We start from the raw sequence: 13,806 nt of genomic DNA on the forward strand, positions 1-13,806 counted from the left end.
GTCACCTTCACACCATAACCAACGACCACGCCATAATTGAGTTACGCATCAATAACCGGCCGGAACGCTCACGACCCCTTGGGATGCACGCCGGTGAGGGCGAAGAACTCCTGCCGCGACCGCGCGTCCGCGCGCAGGGTGCCCAGCAGGGTGGAGGTGACCGTGCTGGAGCCGACGGCCTGGACCCCGCGCAGGGTCATGCAGGAGTGCTCGGCCTCGACCACCACGCCGACGCCCTTGGGGTTCAGGTGCTCGCACAGCCAGTCGGCGACCTGCTTGGTCAGCCGCTCCTGCACCTGGGGGCGGCAGGCGAAGTGCTCCACGATCCGGGCGAGCTTCGACAGGCCGAGGATGCGCTCGCCGGGCAGGTAACCGACGTGCGCCACGCCGACGAACGGCAGCAGGTGGTGCTCGCAGACCGAACGCATCGGGATGCTGCGGGCGAGAACCAGTTCGTCGTATCCCTCGTCGTTGGGGAAGGTGGTGAGGTCGAACTCCCGGGGGGTGAAGAGTTCGGCGTAGGCGCGGGCCATCCGCGCGGGAGTGCCGCGCAGGCTCTCCGAGGTGAGCGGGATCCCGAGGGCCTTCAGGAAGTCGCCGGCCGCGCGCTCGGCCGCGTCGAGGTCCACGACATCGGTGGGTTCGTGGACGACGTGCAAGGCGGAACGGGAGTGCATGGGCGTATCCCTCGGTTTTTGTCGTGGGAGCCAGCCTCCCCGTCACCAGTTTCACTAACGAGTATTGGTGTTATCGGCTGACCGGGTCAAGTCTGCAGGTCAATTGGGTAACCGGGGATAACGGAAATCTCAATAGGCGATACGCTTGGTGAATGGCGAGCGTTGCGGAAGACCGGCTCCCGGCCGCGGCCACGATCACCTCGGTCGCCGCGCTGGACGATGACCTGCGCCGGGAGATGTATGCCTTCATCCGGCGCGCGCAGCGGCCGGTCACCAGGGAGGAAGCCGCCACGGCCGTCGGGATCTCCCGCAAGCTCGCCGCGTTCCACCTGGACAAGCTGGTGCGGGCGAACCTGCTGCGCACCCGGTCCGAACCGGTCGGCGGGGTACGCCGGGTGGGCCGCACGCCGAAAGTCTACGAACCTTCGGGCGCCGAGATCTCGGTCACCATCCCGCAGCGCCGGCCCGACGTGCTCGCGGACATCCTGCTCGATGCGGTGCTCGCCGAACGCGCCGACGAGAGCGCCCGGCGCACCGCGCTCCGGGTGGCGCGCGAACACGGGGCGGAACTCGGCGCGGCCGAACGCGCGCGGGCGCGGACCGGCCGCCTGGGCGCCGAACGGGCGCTCACCCTGGCCGAAACCGCGCTGGTCCGCTACGGCTTCGAACCGAGCCGGCCGGAGCCGACCCGCCTGCGCTTGCGCAACTGCCCCTTCCGCCCGCACACCGCCAAGGCGCCGGAACTGGTGTGCGGGATCAACCACGCCTTCCTGTCCGGCTTCCTCACCGGGCTCGGCGTCACCAAGGTCGTCGCCTCGCTCACCCCCGCGCCCGGCCACTGCTGCGTGGAACTGGGCGTGCGCTGCGACCCGGAAGGTTAGGGGCTGCGCCAGTTGTGGTGCGCCAGTTCCGCACTCGCCTGCGGGCCCATCAGCAGCATGCCACCGTCCACCGGCCAGGACGCACCCGTCACGTAACCGGCCGCCGGGGTGGCGAGGAAGGCCACCACGGCCGCCACCTCGCGGGCGTCCCCGGTGCGGCCGAGCGGCACCCCGGGGCGGAGCTGCTGCCGGGGATCGGCGTCCTCCTGCCCGGTCATCGGGGTGGAGATCTCACCCGGCGCGACCGAGTTCACCGTGATGTCGTGTTCCGCCAGTTCGAGCGCGAGCACCTTGGTCAGCCCGCCGAGCCCGGCCTTCGCCGCGCAGTAGGGCGCCGCGCCGACCTTGGGCTGGTGCTCGTGCACGCTGGTGATGTTGATGATCCGGCCGCCGCGGCCAGCCTTGATCATGTGCCGCGCGGCGCGCTGGGCGCAGACGAACGCGCCGTCCAGATCGACCGCCAGCACGTGCCGCCAGGTGTCGAAGTCCAGGTCCATCACCCGCTGCGCGGTGCCGGTACCCGCGCAGTTGACCAGGACGTCGACACCGCCCAGGTCCTCGGCGAGTTCGTCGATCACCGCGGCCGAGGTCGGCAGGTCGCTCAGGTCGAGCCGCCGCACCGGCGCCCGGACGCCCTGTTCCCCGGCCTCCGCCGCGGTGCGCTCGGCGCCGTCCCGGTCCTCGTGGTAGGTGATGCCGACGTCCAGCCCGCCACCGGCGAGGGCGACGGCGATCGCCTTCCCGATGCCGGAATCCGATCCGGTGACCACCGCGGTGCGCGGCCGGTCGGTCTCGTGCGGCAGCGGGGCCGCTTCGCGTGGCATGGTGCCTCCTCCCGTTGACCCTAGGCCGGAACCGCGTCGGTCTGCCGGTCCCAGGCTCGGTGGTTGGCGATCTCGGCGGCGAACGAGTCGACGTACTCGTCGGGGATCGTGTTCTCGGCCGCCCCGGTGGTGACCACGCCCTGCTCGGTCACCACCTCGGTCCCGTCGGCGATGCGTTCGGCCACCCCGGCCTTGCGCAGCAGTTCCCGGCCGGAGCCCGACGCCGCGATCGCCTTGGCGTGTTTGTACGCCTCGGCCACGAAGTGCACGGCGTACCCGTCACCGGACAGCGCCCGCACGCTGTCCGGACCGCACGGGATCGCCACGGCGTCGTAGAGCACCGACGCCATCGTGTTGAGCTGGCGGTCCGGGACGAGCGGATCGCCGTGGCCCGCGGTCAGCTCGCCCTCGTGTGGCGCGAGGAACTCCACCTCCGCACCGCGTTCGCGCAGGGCGTCGGCCAATCGGCGGGCGCCGGTGGCGTCCACCCCGTCGGCGACGAGCACCGCGATCTTGCGGGTGTCGATGGTGAGGTTCGGCTGGTTGAGCTGGCTCAGCGCGGGGGAGGAGCGGCCGTGGTTCGGCGTGACCTCCGCGGCGGGCGCGGACACCCCGATCCCTTCGGCGACGCGGCCGGCGAGCCGGTGGTCGATGTGGTTGAGCCGGTCCACGACCCGGGCGCGCACTTCCCGTTCCACCACCTTGCCGAGCTCGAACCGGAAGGCGGCGACGATGTGCTCGGCCTCCACTTCGGACATGCTGTTCCAGAACAGCGTGGCCTGGCTGTAGTGGTCCTGGAAACTCTCGCTGCGTTTGCGGATCTTGTGGCCCTCGACCTTCTCCGCGTAGTGCGCGAAGGCGCCGGAGTCCGCCAGCGCGGGGCAGCCGCCGCCCAGGCTGTTCTTGAAGTACGAAGTCTGTCCTTTGTGGATCGCCTGCTGCCCGTACCCGTCGCGCTGGTTGTGGTGCACGTCCGCGACCGGCCGGTTGACCGGGAGCTGGGCGAAGTTCGGGCCGCCGAGCCGGATGAGCTGGGTGTCCAGATAGGAGAAGTTCCGCGCCTGCAGCAGCGGATCGTTCGTGAAGTCGATCCCGGGCACCACGTTCGCGGTGTGGAAGGCGATCTGCTCGGTCTCGGCGAAGAAGTTGTCCGGATTGCGGTCGAGCACCATCCGGCCCACCGGCTGCACCGGCACCTGCTCCTCGGGAATGATCTTCGTCGGGTCCAGCAGGTCGAAGTCGAAGGCGAACTCCTCGGATTCCTCGACGAGCTGGACGCCCAGCTCCCATTCGGGGAAGTGCCCGGCCTCGATGCAGTCCCACAGATCGCGGCGGTTGAAGTCCGGGTCCTTCCCGGCCACCTTCTGGCATTCGTCCCAGAGCAGGGAATGGGTGCCCAGCACCGGTTTCCAGTGGAACTTCACGAACGTGCCGCGTCCCTCGGCGTTGACCAGCCGGAAGGTGTGCACGCCGAAGCCCTGCATCATCCGGTAACTGCGGGGCAGCGCGCGGTCGGACATCAGCCACAGCACCATGTGCAGCGATTCCGGTTGCAGGGACACGAAATCCCAGAAGGTGTCGTGCGCGGACTGCGCCTGCGGGATCTCGTTGGGCGGTTCGGGTTTCACCGCGTGCACGAAGTCGGGGAACTTGATGCCGTCCTGGATGAAGAACACCGGCATGTTGTTGCCGACGAGGTCGTAGTTCCCCTGCCGGGTGTAGAACTTGGTGGCGAACCCGCGCACGTCGCGAACCGTGTCCGCGGAACCGCGCGATCCGGCCACGGTCGAGAACCGGACGAAGACCGGCACCCGGACTTGCGGATCGGTCAGGAACTCGGCGGTCGTGTACCGGGCGAGCGAATCGTCGTAGGGCTCGAAGAAGCCGTACGCCCCGGCGCCCCGGGCGTGCACCACCCGCTCCGGAATGCGTTCGTGGTCGAAATGGGTGATCTTCTCGCGGGCGTGGAAGTCCTCCAGCAGGGTCGGCCCGCGTTCCCCCGCGGTGAGCGCGTCGTCCGTGTGATCGACCCGCACTCCCTGCTGGGTGGTCAGGTAACCCTCGTCGGCGGGCACGCGCGCGCGGTCGAGTTGCTCGTCCTTGACGTCCGGGTTTCGGCGGTCGGCCATGGTTTGCCTTTCTGCGATCAGGGTTCTTCGGTCAGCCGGGTGCGCAGTCCTTCGAGTGTCTGCGCGAGCAGCCTGGACACGTGCATCTGGGAAATCCCGACGCGCTCCGCGATCTGGGTCTGGGTGAGGTTCCCGAAGAACCGCAGCAGGAGAATCGTGCGTTCCCGCGCCGGCAGTTGGCGCAGCAGCGGTTTGAGCGCCTCGTGGTTCTCGACCGCGTCCAGGTCTTCGTCGAACTCGCCGAGCGTGTCGGCGAGCGACATGGTCTCCGATTCCTCGGACACCGGTTTGTCCACCGACACCGAGCGGTACGCGTTTCCGGCGATCAGGCCCTCGCAGACCTCCTCGGTGTCCACTCCGAGTTCGCGCGCGATCTCGCTCGGCGTGGGGGCGCGGCCGAGCTGCTGCCCGAGCGAACTGGTGGCCTGGCTGATCATCAGGTGGATTTCCTTGAGCCGCCGGGGCACGTGCACCGCCCAGCCGGCGTCGCGGAAGTAGCGGCGGACCTCGCCCATGATCGTCGGCACCGCGAAGGACAGGAAGTCGGTGCCGCGTTCGGGCTGGAACCGGTCCACCGCGTGGATGAGCCCGATCCGGGCCACCTGGAGGAGGTCGTCGTGGGTTTCCCCGCGCCCGCCGAACCGGCGCGCGATGTGGTCGGCCAACGGCAGGTGCCGGGTCACCAGTCTGGCGCGCAGTTCGTCCCGGCCGGGAGCACCTTCGGGTAGCGCGGCCAGTTCCGCGAAGTCCGGTGTGGATCTTTCGTAAGCGTGCACCGGCCTAGCGCGTCGGGCCGTGCTCTCGTGGACGGTCACGTGACGTGGCTCCCTTTCCGCTTCACGAAGTCGATGTACACCTGGTTGTGCCGACCGTCCGCGTCACCCGCCCGTGCGGAAATCCGGTCGGTGAGCGCGCTCAGCACGAACCAGCCGAAGCTCCGCTGGTCGGGCAGCGTGCCGTCGGGAGTCTGCACGGACATCGAGACGCGCAGTTCGCCGGACATCAGCCAGTACCGGCAGGTGAGGACTCCACCCAGTACCGCACGGGAAATCAGCTGCGCGGCCACCTCGTCCACCGCCATCTTGATGTCGGAGACCGCGTCCAGATCGAAGTCCTCGTTCAGCGCGACGTTCTCCGCCACCCCGCGCACCACCGGCAGCTGTGCGGTGTCCGCGGCGCCCCGCAGCTCGATCACGTTGCCGAGCAGTATTTCGACGCTGTCCGTGATATCGGTGCTTGCCATGGCCTCATCCCGTTCCCGATTCGGCCCGCTGTGTTGCATACGTTCCGGATACCCGCTCGGGCCGAGGTCACACGGGGGATTTTTTTCGCCGGAACTGGGAACCCCGGTGGGAAAAGGTTCCGGAATCGGTGGGAGCTGGAAATGGACGACGATCGCAGGATGCTGTTCGCGCGCGGGCTGGCGCTGCTCCTGGGCCTGATCTACCTGGCGCTCGGGGTCGCCGGGTTCTTCTTCGCCGAAGGCGAGCAGGTCACCACGAACCCGGGCGACGTCCAGCACCCGGTGCGCAATCCGGAGAACATGCTGTGGATCTTCGCGGTGAGCCCGCTGCTGAACGTGGTGCACACCGCGGTCGGGGTGCTCGGACTGGTCGCCTCCCTGCACGGTTCCGGCACGCGGATCTACGGATGGGTGCTCTTCGCCGGGTTCGCCGGGCTGACGGCGTACGGCATCCTGGCCGCCGCCACCGGAACGAGCGCGGATCCGGTCAACCTCAACTGGGCCGACGTCTGGCTGCACGGGCTGACCGCGTTGGCCGGGCTGTGCATGGGATTCGCCCGGTGGCGGACGGCCGTACGGTCGTGAGTGTTCCGGCCGGTTCTGACCGGCCTGACCGCTTTCTGGTCGCGTGTGTTCCCCGTTCCGGTACCCGGAGGACACCACTGTGGCTTTCGGGGCGTTGAAGGTACCGAACGCCGCATTGGGCAACCTCCGAGCACCACCACCGGCGCGGTGTCGCACTTTGTCGGCCAAGTGCGGCTCGTCGAACGGAAACGCCAGGTCACCAGTAGGCGACCAAATGAGAGCCCGCTCTAACCGCCCGGAACACTCACGACTTTTTCGGGTCAGCGGTCGAGGTCGCCGAGCGCGCGTTCCACCGCGGTGACCACGTCCGGGTGCCCCAGCGGCAGCGGCGGCGGGATGCGGTCCCGCTCGTCCTCGGTGCTGTGCGCGATGATCCGTACGCTGACGCCCGCCTTTTCCAGCGCTCCGAGGCGATCGGAGTTCCGGTCCGCCCAGGTGGCGTCGGCTTCCTCGGGGGAGCCGCCCACCTGGCCCGCCGCCGGGTCGACCAGCAGCACCGAGCGCACCCGCCCGGGATGCCGTTCGACCACGTCCAATGTGGACTCCGCCGCGGGCCCGCTGGTGACCACGTCGACGATCGGGGCGAGCGCGTCCGAATCGGCGAGCAACTCGCCGGCCTCGGACAGCGCGCCTTCGGTCGCCAGGCGGAACCACACGATCTGACGTTGTTCGGCGAGTCCCCGCCAGGTCGCGGGCAGTTCGTCGTGCTTGCTCTCCCCGGCGGGATCGAAGACGAGCAGCGCGGTGGCCCCGCGGGTGCCGCGCCATACCGACCGCGGCCCGGCCGCCCGCACCGGATCCGCGTGATTCTCGATGGTCATCGTGGTTCCCTCTCTCATTCGGTCGATCGCCGGCCGGTGGCCGTCGCGACTATCTGCCGCCGGAACGGCAAGGACAGCGCCCAGTCCGCGGCGATCCGGGCCTTCCGGTGCAGCGTCGGCATGGTCGCCAGGTGGTAGGTGCGGTGCAGCGCCCAGGCGGGGAAGCCCCGGACCTTGACGCCGTAGATTTCCGCGACCCCGCGGTACAGGCCGAGGCTGGCCACCGAACCGGCGTAGGAATGCCGGTACGGCCGGAGTTCGTCGCCGTGCAGCGAGGCCAGCACGTTCTCCGCGATCCGGCGCGCCTGGCGGGCCGCGTGCTGGGCCGAGGGCGCGCAGGTGGCGCCGGGTTCCGGATTGGTCAGGTCCGGCACGGCGGCGCAGTCACCGGCCGCGAACACGTCCTCGGTGCCGGTCACCTGGAGGTTCGGCGTGCACTGGACCCGGCCCTTGTCATCGAGTGGCAGGTCGGTGTCGGCGAGCATCGGATTCGGTTTGACCCCCGCGGTCCACACGGTGGTGTCCGTGTCGAACTCCACCCCGTTGTCGAGCACCGCGTGCCCGTTCTCCACCGAGCGCAACGTCGTCTCCAGATGGGTTTCGAAACCGCGTTCGGCGAGCCGGTCCAGGGTGTAGCGCGCGAGGTCCAGGCTGATCTCCGGCATGATCCGGTCCATCGCCTCGACCAGCACCCAGCGCATGTCGCCGGGATCCAGGGCGTCGTAGTAGGCCATCGCCTGGCGGGCCATGTCCTCGAGCTCGGCCATCGCCTCGATACCGGCATACCCGCCGCCGACGAACAGGAACGTCAGCAGCCGCCGCCGCACCTCGCGGTCCATCGTGCTGGCCGCCTCGTCGAGCCGGGACAGGACGTGGTTTCGCAGGTAGATCGCCTGGTCCAGGGTTTTGAAGCCGACCGCGTGCTCCGCCAGCCCGGGAATCGGCAACGTCTTGGACACCGAACCCGGCGCGACGATCAGCACGTCGTAGGCGAGTTCCTCGACATGCCCATCGGCGACCTCCAGGGTCACCGCGTTCCGCTTGTGGTCGATGCCGGTCACCGTGCCGCAGTGCACCTGGCAGCCCTTCAGGACCTCCCGCAGCGGTACGACCACGTGGCGGGGTTCGACCGACCCCGCGGCCGCTTCGGCCAGGAACGGCTGGTAGGTCATGTAGGAACGCGGGTCGATCACGGTGATCGCGGCCTCTTCGGCGCCCAGCTTCGCGCGCAGGCGCCGAGCCGCGTTCATGCCGACATAACCGCCACCGACGATCAGGATGTTGCGCATGGCGCAGGCGTACCCGCGATGCCGATTCGCCAATCGTCAGGTGGCGGGCTTCGCCTGGTGGACGTGCGCCACGGCGGCTTCGACCGTCCGGTGAATCGGCAGCTCGGTGTCCAGGCCGGTGAGGGACAGCGGGCGGGTGACCGGATGGGTGGCGGCCACCATCGCCCACACCAGACCGGCTTCGGAAACCCGTTGATCGGTCTCGATCAGCACGGACAACCCGGCCGCGCTCAGAAAGCTCACCCCGCCGAGATCGATCACGAGATCGCGGCTCCGGGCGAGCACCGCGCCGACGCAGTCGCGCAACGCGGTGACTCCGCAGACGTCCACCTCGCCGGACACACGAGCCACCGCGACGTGATCGAGCCAATCCTCGACCGCGATGTGGATCATCGGCCCCGGCTTCGCTTGCACGGTTGTTTGCACCTCCCTACCGCGGTGCCTTCACGAGAGCGGGCGGGTGGTTCGCTCCAGGTGCGGCTGCTGCTTAACCGTGCCACGCCAGAGTAACGAGCGGGCTCCGACGGAGCTACCCCACCACCAGAACGGCCCAGACAACCTTGCCCCCGATCGCGGTCGGCGTGCAGCCCCACGCCTTCGCCAGGTGGGAGACCAGTAACAGCCCGTAGCCCGATGGGGTGCGATTGGTTCGCTCGATCAGGAGAGCCTCCGCCGGATCGAGATCGGAGACCGCGACGGTCAGTAGCCCGCGACGTAGTTCCAGGCGCAGTTCGGCCTCCGAGCACGTGTGTTTCAGGGTGTTCTCGACCAGTTCGGACGCGATCACGACGGCGTTCTGGACGATGGTGTCGGGAATCCGCCAGCCCGCGCAGGTGACTTCGACGAACCGGCGTGCCCGGACGGAGCTCTCCGGGAACCACGGCAGCGTGCAGCTGACGCGCCGGTGCGCGGGCGGGCGTTTGAGGGACCGCAGCGCGGTGGCGACGTCGGGGTAGGTCGGCACGTACTCGTGCACCAGGCACGACCGCAGCGTCTCGCGGGTGTCGGGGTGTTCCGCGACGAGTGCCAGCGGTATCCCCGGCCAGTTCTCGATGCGGATCCACACCGCGGCGAAAACGAGGATCGAACGGCGGCAGGGCATTCGCAGCCCGCCGACGTCCACGATCAACGCCTGCGGCCCCTGCACGGCACATTTCAGCAGGAAGTCACGAATCCGGGGATACGTGGTGACATCGAGTACGCCGTCCAACTGGATCAAGGCGTGTTCCCTGCCTGGTATGCCCATCGCCGCCAGGCGGACGCTCGGTGTCTCCTCTTCGAGCCACATCGTCGCGATTATTCATCGTTCGGTCTCGGGGGCATCTCGTCGAGGTGCTGCCGGAGGATGGCGGAGGCGTTGGCGGCCTCCTCGGCGATCCGGCGGTACCGGTTCGAGACCAGCTCGGCTCCGCGACCGGCCGCTTGTTCGCCCATGCGCTTGGCCAGGCTCACCTTTTCGTCGAGCACCCGCAACGCCGTCCACAGCGCTTGTTCCAGGGCGTACCCCTGTGCGTCCAAAAGCGCCCGTGCCGACCAAGCATGGCCCACCCGGCAACGGAAATGCCCCTTGCCGGGTTCGGTCTCGATGAGCGTTCCCCGGCAGTCGGGGCAGCTGAACTCGGAGACCGCTCCCAGTTCTTCGACGTCGAACTCCCCGGGCGCCCGCACAGCGCCGCCGTACCGGGCGATGTGGTTCTCCAACTCGATCACCTTCGCGGGTGCGGAAGGCCACGTGGGGTCGACGGTCTCCCGCGTCAGTTTGTCGATGATCATTCCGAGTTCGCTCGTCGTGGCGATGTGATCGACCGCCACGTTCCGGATCGCGTTGCGGGGCATTCCGGCGAACGCCGCGTCGTCGGGATCCTGGACGAGGGTGCGCCCACCGCGCGCCGAGATCGCCCGCAGCCCGGCGACCCCGTCGTCGAGCACTCCGGACAGCAGCACGCCCATCGTCCGCGGGCCCGCGGAGATCGCGGACGAGCGGAACAAGGCGTCGATCGCGGGCCGGTGGCCGTTTTCGGTGGGGCCGTGGGAAAGCACGAGCTGATCGTCGGCGAGCAGCAGGTGGTGGTCGGGCGGGGCGGTGTAGATCTTTCCCCGTTCCAGCGGAACACCGTGGCGTGCGCTGACCGCGGGCAGCGGTCCCGCGCGATCGAGGATCTTCGCGAGCGCGCTGGTTCCGCCGCTGGGCAGGTGCAGCACCACCAGCACGGCCGCGGGCAGATCCACCGGGAATCCCGCGACCAGGCGGCTCAACGCTTCGACCCCACCGGCCGAGGCCCCGGCGACCACCACATCCCGCCTGATGGATGTCATGGTGGGCTCAGTCGTCCGGCCATTTCCCGGTCGCCTTGCGGTAACCGGCGGCGCTCGCGCGGTCGACCGCGGCCTTGACCGCGCCGAAGATGGCGCCCTGCACGGTCGCCGCGAGCAGGACCTGGCGCCAGCTGTAGTCCCGGTCGGTCGCGCGCGGGGCGTCCTCGTTGCCGGTCGCGCGCTTCCACACCTGTTTGAACAGCATGCTCGCGGCGAATCCGCCGAGCGCGCTGACCACCATGCCGAGCGGTTTGTAGAGCGCCTTGTTCATCGCTTCGCCTTCCAGATGAGGAAGAGCACGAGCAACGCGGCGAGCGCGGACAGGCCGCCGACGACCGGCGCCGGGTTGTGCTTGACCGTTTCGGTGAGCTGCTGCTTGCGTTCCCGGGCCTGCTCCTTCACGTTGACCCGGTGGGCCAGTTCGGCCACCGTGTCGCCGAGCTCGGCCCGGGTGAGTTCCCGGTCCACCCGGGCTTCCTCGGCGTCATAAGGAAAACCGGTGTCCTGCTTCTTCTCGGTACTCATCAGCGCACGTTCTCCTTCAGGACCTCGACGTCCTCGCGCATTCCGGTGACCGCTTCTCCGGGGACCGGTGGTGTCGCGTTCCGGACCTGCTTCCCGCCGATCAGGGCGAGCAGTCCCGCGAGCAGGAGCAGCCCGCCGCCGACGATCAGCGCGGCGGCCCACGCGGGCAGCACCAGCGCGAGCGCCAGGATCAGGGTGGCCACGAGCGCGCCGCCGCCGAACAGGGCCAGCACCCCGGCCAGTCCGGCGAGCCCGGCGCCGAGGCCGATCCGTTTGCCCTTCGCGCGCAGCTCCAGCACCGCCAGCCGCATCTCGTCCCGGACCAGCCGGTTGAGCTGCTCGGACAGGTCGCTCACGAGCTGGGCGACCGAACGTTCCTCGGTCGCGGTCGACCCGCGACCCGCTTCTTCGATCATGCCTACCTCCCGACAGTGCGTCGCTGCCCGGTTACCCCGGAACCGCTGGTGCCAATCCCGGCAACGCGGGATGATGCGGCGATGATCACCGACCTGGCCGCCCGGCCCGATCTGCTGGAACCGGCGCTGGACCTCGGTGACGTCGGAGCCGAGTTCATGCGGTACGACCAGATCGGCACGCTGACCCGGGCGAGCCGCCTGGCCCGGCGGTGGCCCGAGTACTTCCTCGTCGTGCTCGAGGGTGCCGTCCCGGTGGCCCGCGCGGTCAGCGTGCCGGTGGCCTTCCCGACCCCGGAACGCACCGAACTCCCGGACCACGGCTGGGACGGGATCATCCTCTGGGCGATCGAGGACGCGCTGGACGACCGTCCACTCACGACACTGGCCGCGCTGGAAGTCCACGTCTTCGCGGATCGGCGCGGCCGTGGCTTCGCGACCGAGGCGCTGACCGGGCTGCGCGACCTCGCCGCGGCGAAGAACCTGGCGCGGTTCGTGGTTCCGGTGCGGCCGACCGGGAAGCAGGACCACCCCTACCTGCCGATGGCGGACTACCTGCGCCGCCGCCGCGCGGACGGGCTGCCCGAGGACCCCTGGCTGCGCACGCACGAAAGGCTGGGCGCGACCTTCGTCAAGATCGCGCCGTTCGCCATGACCATCACCGGAACGCTCGGGCAGTGGCGGCGCTGGACCGGGCAGTCCTTCGCCGACGGGCCGAACGCCGTCGCCGGTGGACTGGCCCCGGTCCTCGCGTCCCGGGAACAGGATCTCGGCGTCTACGTCGAGCCGAACGTATGGCTCGAGCACCCGGTCACCGCGACACCGGCTCCCCGGTGACAGATCTGTCCATTGTGGATCGAAGGGTCAGGCGGCCGGCTACTTCGGACAGCGCCAGGGCGAGGATCGCCAGCCCCGCCGCGACGAGGCTGAGCCGGTTCGCGCCGACCAGGCCGATCCCGGCCCCGCCGAGCATGCCCGCCAGCGAGATCGCCAGATACAGGACCGCCGCGTTCAGCGAGACCAGGACCGAAGCCGATTCCGGGCGCAGGGTGATCAGCCGGTGCTGCTGCGGTGTGGTGATGGCGAAGGCCGCCACACCGTAGGCCACGATGATCGCGACGGACGTGCCGAAACCGCCCGTGGTCAACGGAAGCACCACCAGGACCGCGGCCAGCCAGCCGAGCGCGACCGCCACCACGCGCCGCGCGCCGATCCGGTCGGCGAGCGAGCCCGCCGCGAAGTTCCCGGCCGTGCCGATCACCCCGAGGGTGAAGATGAGCACCGCCAGCCGGTCACCACCGCCGCCCGTGGCCGGTTCGAACACCGCGGAGATGTAGACGTACGGCAGGTACACCGCGGTGAAGCCGGCCAGGGTCGTGGCGAGCACGGCCAGCACGCGGCGATCCCCGAGCGGCGCCAGCCGTGGCCGCAGCCCTTCCGGGGCCGGGGCGGAAACCGCGGGCACCAGGGCCAGGACCCCGAGCAGCCCGAGTACCGCGAGCCCGGCGACGAACCACATCGTCGCCCGCCAGCCCAGCAGCCCGCCGAGCAACGTCCCGATCGGCGCGCCCAGGGCGGTCGCCGCGGTGAACCCGGTCGTCACCACCGCGATGGCCCGGCCCCGGCGATCCTCGGGGACCAGCGCCGCGGCCGTCACGCTCGCCGTCGGCACGTACAGTCCGGCCCCCGCCGCGGCGACCAACTGCGCGATCAGCACGAACGCGAACGACGGCGCCAGCGCGGTGGCCACGTTTCCCGCCAGGTACACCAGCACCGCGAGCAGCAGCACCCTCCGGCGCGACCAGCCCGCGGTCAGCATGGCCAGCACCGGGGCGAGCAACGCACAGGTCAACGCGAACACGGTGACCACCTGGCCCGCCGTGGCCACCGAGACCCCGAGCGAATCCCCGAGCTGGGGCAGTACCCCGGCCAGGACGAACTCGTCGGTGCCGACCGCGAACGTGCCGAAACCGAGAACGGCGACCGCGATCCGGGCGCGAACTTTCCGGGACGAGGGTTGGGTCACGCGGACTCCTCAAATGGTACCGATCAGTTCCGTTTGACCAGACGGTACCGATCGGTTCCATTTTTCGTCAAGATCGG

General features: G+C 69.7%; 17 protein-coding genes. 3 read left to right on the forward strand and 14 right to left on the reverse strand.

Translation table 11 applies throughout. The annotated features are described in order from the left end of the window. Nucleotides 1-68: 68 nt before the first annotated feature. Entirely contained in the window at nucleotides 69-677 is a 609-nt protein-coding gene (folE, locus tag FXO23_RS35365) for a GTP cyclohydrolase I FolE (RefSeq protein WP_158890433.1), read from the reverse strand. Between the two features lie 152 nt (nucleotides 678-829). Here folE and FXO23_RS35370 point away from each other — a divergent pair, with 152 nt between their 5' ends. Continuing rightward, a complete protein-coding gene (locus FXO23_RS35370; RefSeq protein ID WP_158890435.1) occupies nucleotides 830-1,558 on the forward strand; it encodes a helix-turn-helix transcriptional regulator in 729 nt (242 codons plus the stop codon). Here the strand turns inward: FXO23_RS35370 and FXO23_RS35375 are convergent. Genes FXO23_RS35375 through FXO23_RS35390 form a run of 4 tightly spaced genes read right to left on the reverse strand, consistent with a single transcriptional unit; the run spans nucleotide 1,555 to nucleotide 5,754 of the window. After that, nucleotides 1,555-2,382, reverse strand: coding sequence for an SDR family oxidoreductase (locus FXO23_RS35375; protein WP_158890437.1), 828 nt, complete (start codon nucleotides 2,380-2,382; stop codon nucleotides 1,555-1,557). The two genes, FXO23_RS35370 and FXO23_RS35375, sit on opposite strands and share 4 nt — an antisense overlap. 20 nt (nucleotides 2,383-2,402) lie before the next feature. Beyond that, nucleotides 2,403-4,511 (reverse strand): catalase, encoded by a 2,109-nt coding sequence (locus tag FXO23_RS35380; RefSeq protein ID WP_158890439.1) that lies wholly within the window; start codon nucleotides 4,509-4,511, stop codon nucleotides 2,403-2,405. Between the two features lie 17 nt (nucleotides 4,512-4,528). Beyond that, on the reverse strand, nucleotides 4,529-5,326 hold the full coding sequence (locus FXO23_RS35385; protein WP_158890441.1) for a SigB/SigF/SigG family RNA polymerase sigma factor: 798 nt from the start codon (nucleotides 5,324-5,326) through the stop codon (nucleotides 4,529-4,531). After that, entirely contained in the window at nucleotides 5,323-5,754 is a 432-nt protein-coding gene (locus FXO23_RS35390) for a hypothetical protein (RefSeq protein ID WP_158890443.1), read from the reverse strand. The genes FXO23_RS35385 and FXO23_RS35390 overlap by 4 nt, the downstream gene beginning before the upstream one ends. A 141-nt stretch (nucleotides 5,755-5,895) precedes the next feature. On the opposite strand from FXO23_RS35390, the gene FXO23_RS35395 reads away from it, so the two are divergent. Then, entirely contained in the window at nucleotides 5,896-6,339 is a 444-nt protein-coding gene (locus FXO23_RS35395; protein ID WP_158890445.1) for a DUF4383 domain-containing protein, read from the forward strand. A gap of 260 nt (nucleotides 6,340-6,599) precedes the next feature. Here the strand turns inward: FXO23_RS35395 and FXO23_RS35400 are convergent, their stop codons facing one another. The 8 genes from FXO23_RS35400 to FXO23_RS35435 form a co-directional block, all read right to left on the reverse strand. Then, nucleotides 6,600-7,160: a hypothetical protein gene (locus FXO23_RS35400; RefSeq protein WP_158890447.1), complete on the reverse strand. Its 561-nt coding sequence runs from the start codon at nucleotides 7,158-7,160 to the stop codon at nucleotides 6,600-6,602. A 14-nt stretch (nucleotides 7,161-7,174) separates the two neighbouring features. Then, entirely contained in the window at nucleotides 7,175-8,449 is a 1,275-nt protein-coding gene (locus FXO23_RS35405) for an NAD(P)/FAD-dependent oxidoreductase (protein WP_158890448.1), read from the reverse strand. Between the two features lie 36 nt (nucleotides 8,450-8,485). Next, a complete protein-coding gene (locus FXO23_RS35410; RefSeq protein ID WP_158890450.1) occupies nucleotides 8,486-8,863 on the reverse strand; it encodes an STAS domain-containing protein in 378 nt (125 codons plus the stop codon). 115 nt (nucleotides 8,864-8,978) lie between these two features. After that, nucleotides 8,979-9,737: an ATP-binding protein gene (locus tag FXO23_RS35415; RefSeq protein ID WP_158890452.1), complete on the reverse strand. Its 759-nt coding sequence runs from the start codon at nucleotides 9,735-9,737 to the stop codon at nucleotides 8,979-8,981. Nucleotides 9,738-9,745: 8 nt separating this feature from the next. After that, the gene (locus FXO23_RS35420; RefSeq protein ID WP_158890454.1) at nucleotides 9,746-10,765 is read right to left on the reverse strand and encodes a chemotaxis protein CheB; all 1,020 of its coding nucleotides are present in this window, start codon (nucleotides 10,763-10,765) and stop codon (nucleotides 9,746-9,748) included. Between the two features lie 7 nt (nucleotides 10,766-10,772). Further along, nucleotides 10,773-11,036, reverse strand: coding sequence for a DUF4235 domain-containing protein (locus tag FXO23_RS35425; RefSeq protein ID WP_158890456.1), 264 nt, complete (start codon nucleotides 11,034-11,036; stop codon nucleotides 10,773-10,775). After that, nucleotides 11,033-11,290, reverse strand: a complete 258-nt coding sequence (locus FXO23_RS35430) for a DUF3618 domain-containing protein (protein ID WP_158890458.1) — start codon at nucleotides 11,288-11,290, stop codon at nucleotides 11,033-11,035. Before FXO23_RS35430 ends, FXO23_RS35425 begins: the two co-directional genes overlap by 4 nt. Beyond that, complete coding sequence (locus FXO23_RS35435; RefSeq protein ID WP_158890460.1) at nucleotides 11,290-11,706, reverse strand: phage holin family protein; 417 nt, start codon at nucleotides 11,704-11,706, stop codon at nucleotides 11,290-11,292. The genes FXO23_RS35430 and FXO23_RS35435 overlap by 1 nt, the downstream gene beginning before the upstream one ends. 81 nt (nucleotides 11,707-11,787) lie before the next feature. On the opposite strand from FXO23_RS35435, the gene FXO23_RS35440 reads away from it, so the two are divergent. Next, nucleotides 11,788-12,540 (forward strand): Long-chain-fatty-acid--CoA ligase, encoded by a 753-nt coding sequence (locus FXO23_RS35440; RefSeq protein WP_158890462.1) that lies wholly within the window; start codon nucleotides 11,788-11,790, stop codon nucleotides 12,538-12,540. Here FXO23_RS35440 and FXO23_RS35445 read toward each other — a convergent pair. Further along, the gene (locus FXO23_RS35445; RefSeq protein ID WP_158890464.1) at nucleotides 12,515-13,729 is read right to left on the reverse strand and encodes an MFS transporter; all 1,215 of its coding nucleotides are present in this window, start codon (nucleotides 13,727-13,729) and stop codon (nucleotides 12,515-12,517) included. The two genes, FXO23_RS35440 and FXO23_RS35445, sit on opposite strands and share 26 nt — an antisense overlap. Nucleotides 13,730-13,806: the final 77 nt, after the last annotated feature.

This window comes from Amycolatopsis anabasis (assembly GCF_009765355.1).
Taxonomy (GTDB): domain Bacteria; phylum Actinomycetota; class Actinomycetes; order Mycobacteriales; family Pseudonocardiaceae; genus Amycolatopsis; species Amycolatopsis anabasis.

Coding starts and splice junctions, on each gene's coding strand:
- FXO23_RS35370 (WP_158890435.1), top strand. CDS start 830: ATGGCGAGCGTTGCGGAAGACCGGCTCCCGGCCGCGGCCACGATCACC.
- folE (WP_158890433.1), bottom strand. CDS start 677: ATGCACTCCCGTTCCGCCTTGCACGTCGTCCACGAACCCACCGATGTC.
- FXO23_RS35395 (WP_158890445.1), top strand. CDS start 5,896: ATGGACGACGATCGCAGGATGCTGTTCGCGCGCGGGCTGGCGCTGCTC.
- FXO23_RS35415 (WP_158890452.1), bottom strand. CDS start 9,737: ATGTGGCTCGAAGAGGAGACACCGAGCGTCCGCCTGGCGGCGATGGGC.
- FXO23_RS35380 (WP_158890439.1), bottom strand. CDS start 4,511: ATGGCCGACCGCCGAAACCCGGACGTCAAGGACGAGCAACTCGACCGC.
- FXO23_RS35375 (WP_158890437.1), bottom strand. CDS start 2,382: ATGCCACGCGAAGCGGCCCCGCTGCCGCACGAGACCGACCGGCCGCGC.
- FXO23_RS35425 (WP_158890456.1), bottom strand. CDS start 11,036: ATGAACAAGGCGCTCTACAAACCGCTCGGCATGGTGGTCAGCGCGCTC.
- FXO23_RS35435 (WP_158890460.1), bottom strand. CDS start 11,706: ATGATCGAAGAAGCGGGTCGCGGGTCGACCGCGACCGAGGAACGTTCG.
- FXO23_RS35430 (WP_158890458.1), bottom strand. CDS start 11,290: ATGAGTACCGAGAAGAAGCAGGACACCGGTTTTCCTTATGACGCCGAG.
- FXO23_RS35390 (WP_158890443.1), bottom strand. CDS start 5,754: ATGGCAAGCACCGATATCACGGACAGCGTCGAAATACTGCTCGGCAAC.
- FXO23_RS35440 (WP_158890462.1), top strand. CDS start 11,788: ATGATCACCGACCTGGCCGCCCGGCCCGATCTGCTGGAACCGGCGCTG.
- FXO23_RS35405 (WP_158890448.1), bottom strand. CDS start 8,449: ATGCGCAACATCCTGATCGTCGGTGGCGGTTATGTCGGCATGAACGCG.
- FXO23_RS35420 (WP_158890454.1), bottom strand. CDS start 10,765: ATGACATCCATCAGGCGGGATGTGGTGGTCGCCGGGGCCTCGGCCGGT.
- FXO23_RS35400 (WP_158890447.1), bottom strand. CDS start 7,160: ATGACCATCGAGAATCACGCGGATCCGGTGCGGGCGGCCGGGCCGCGG.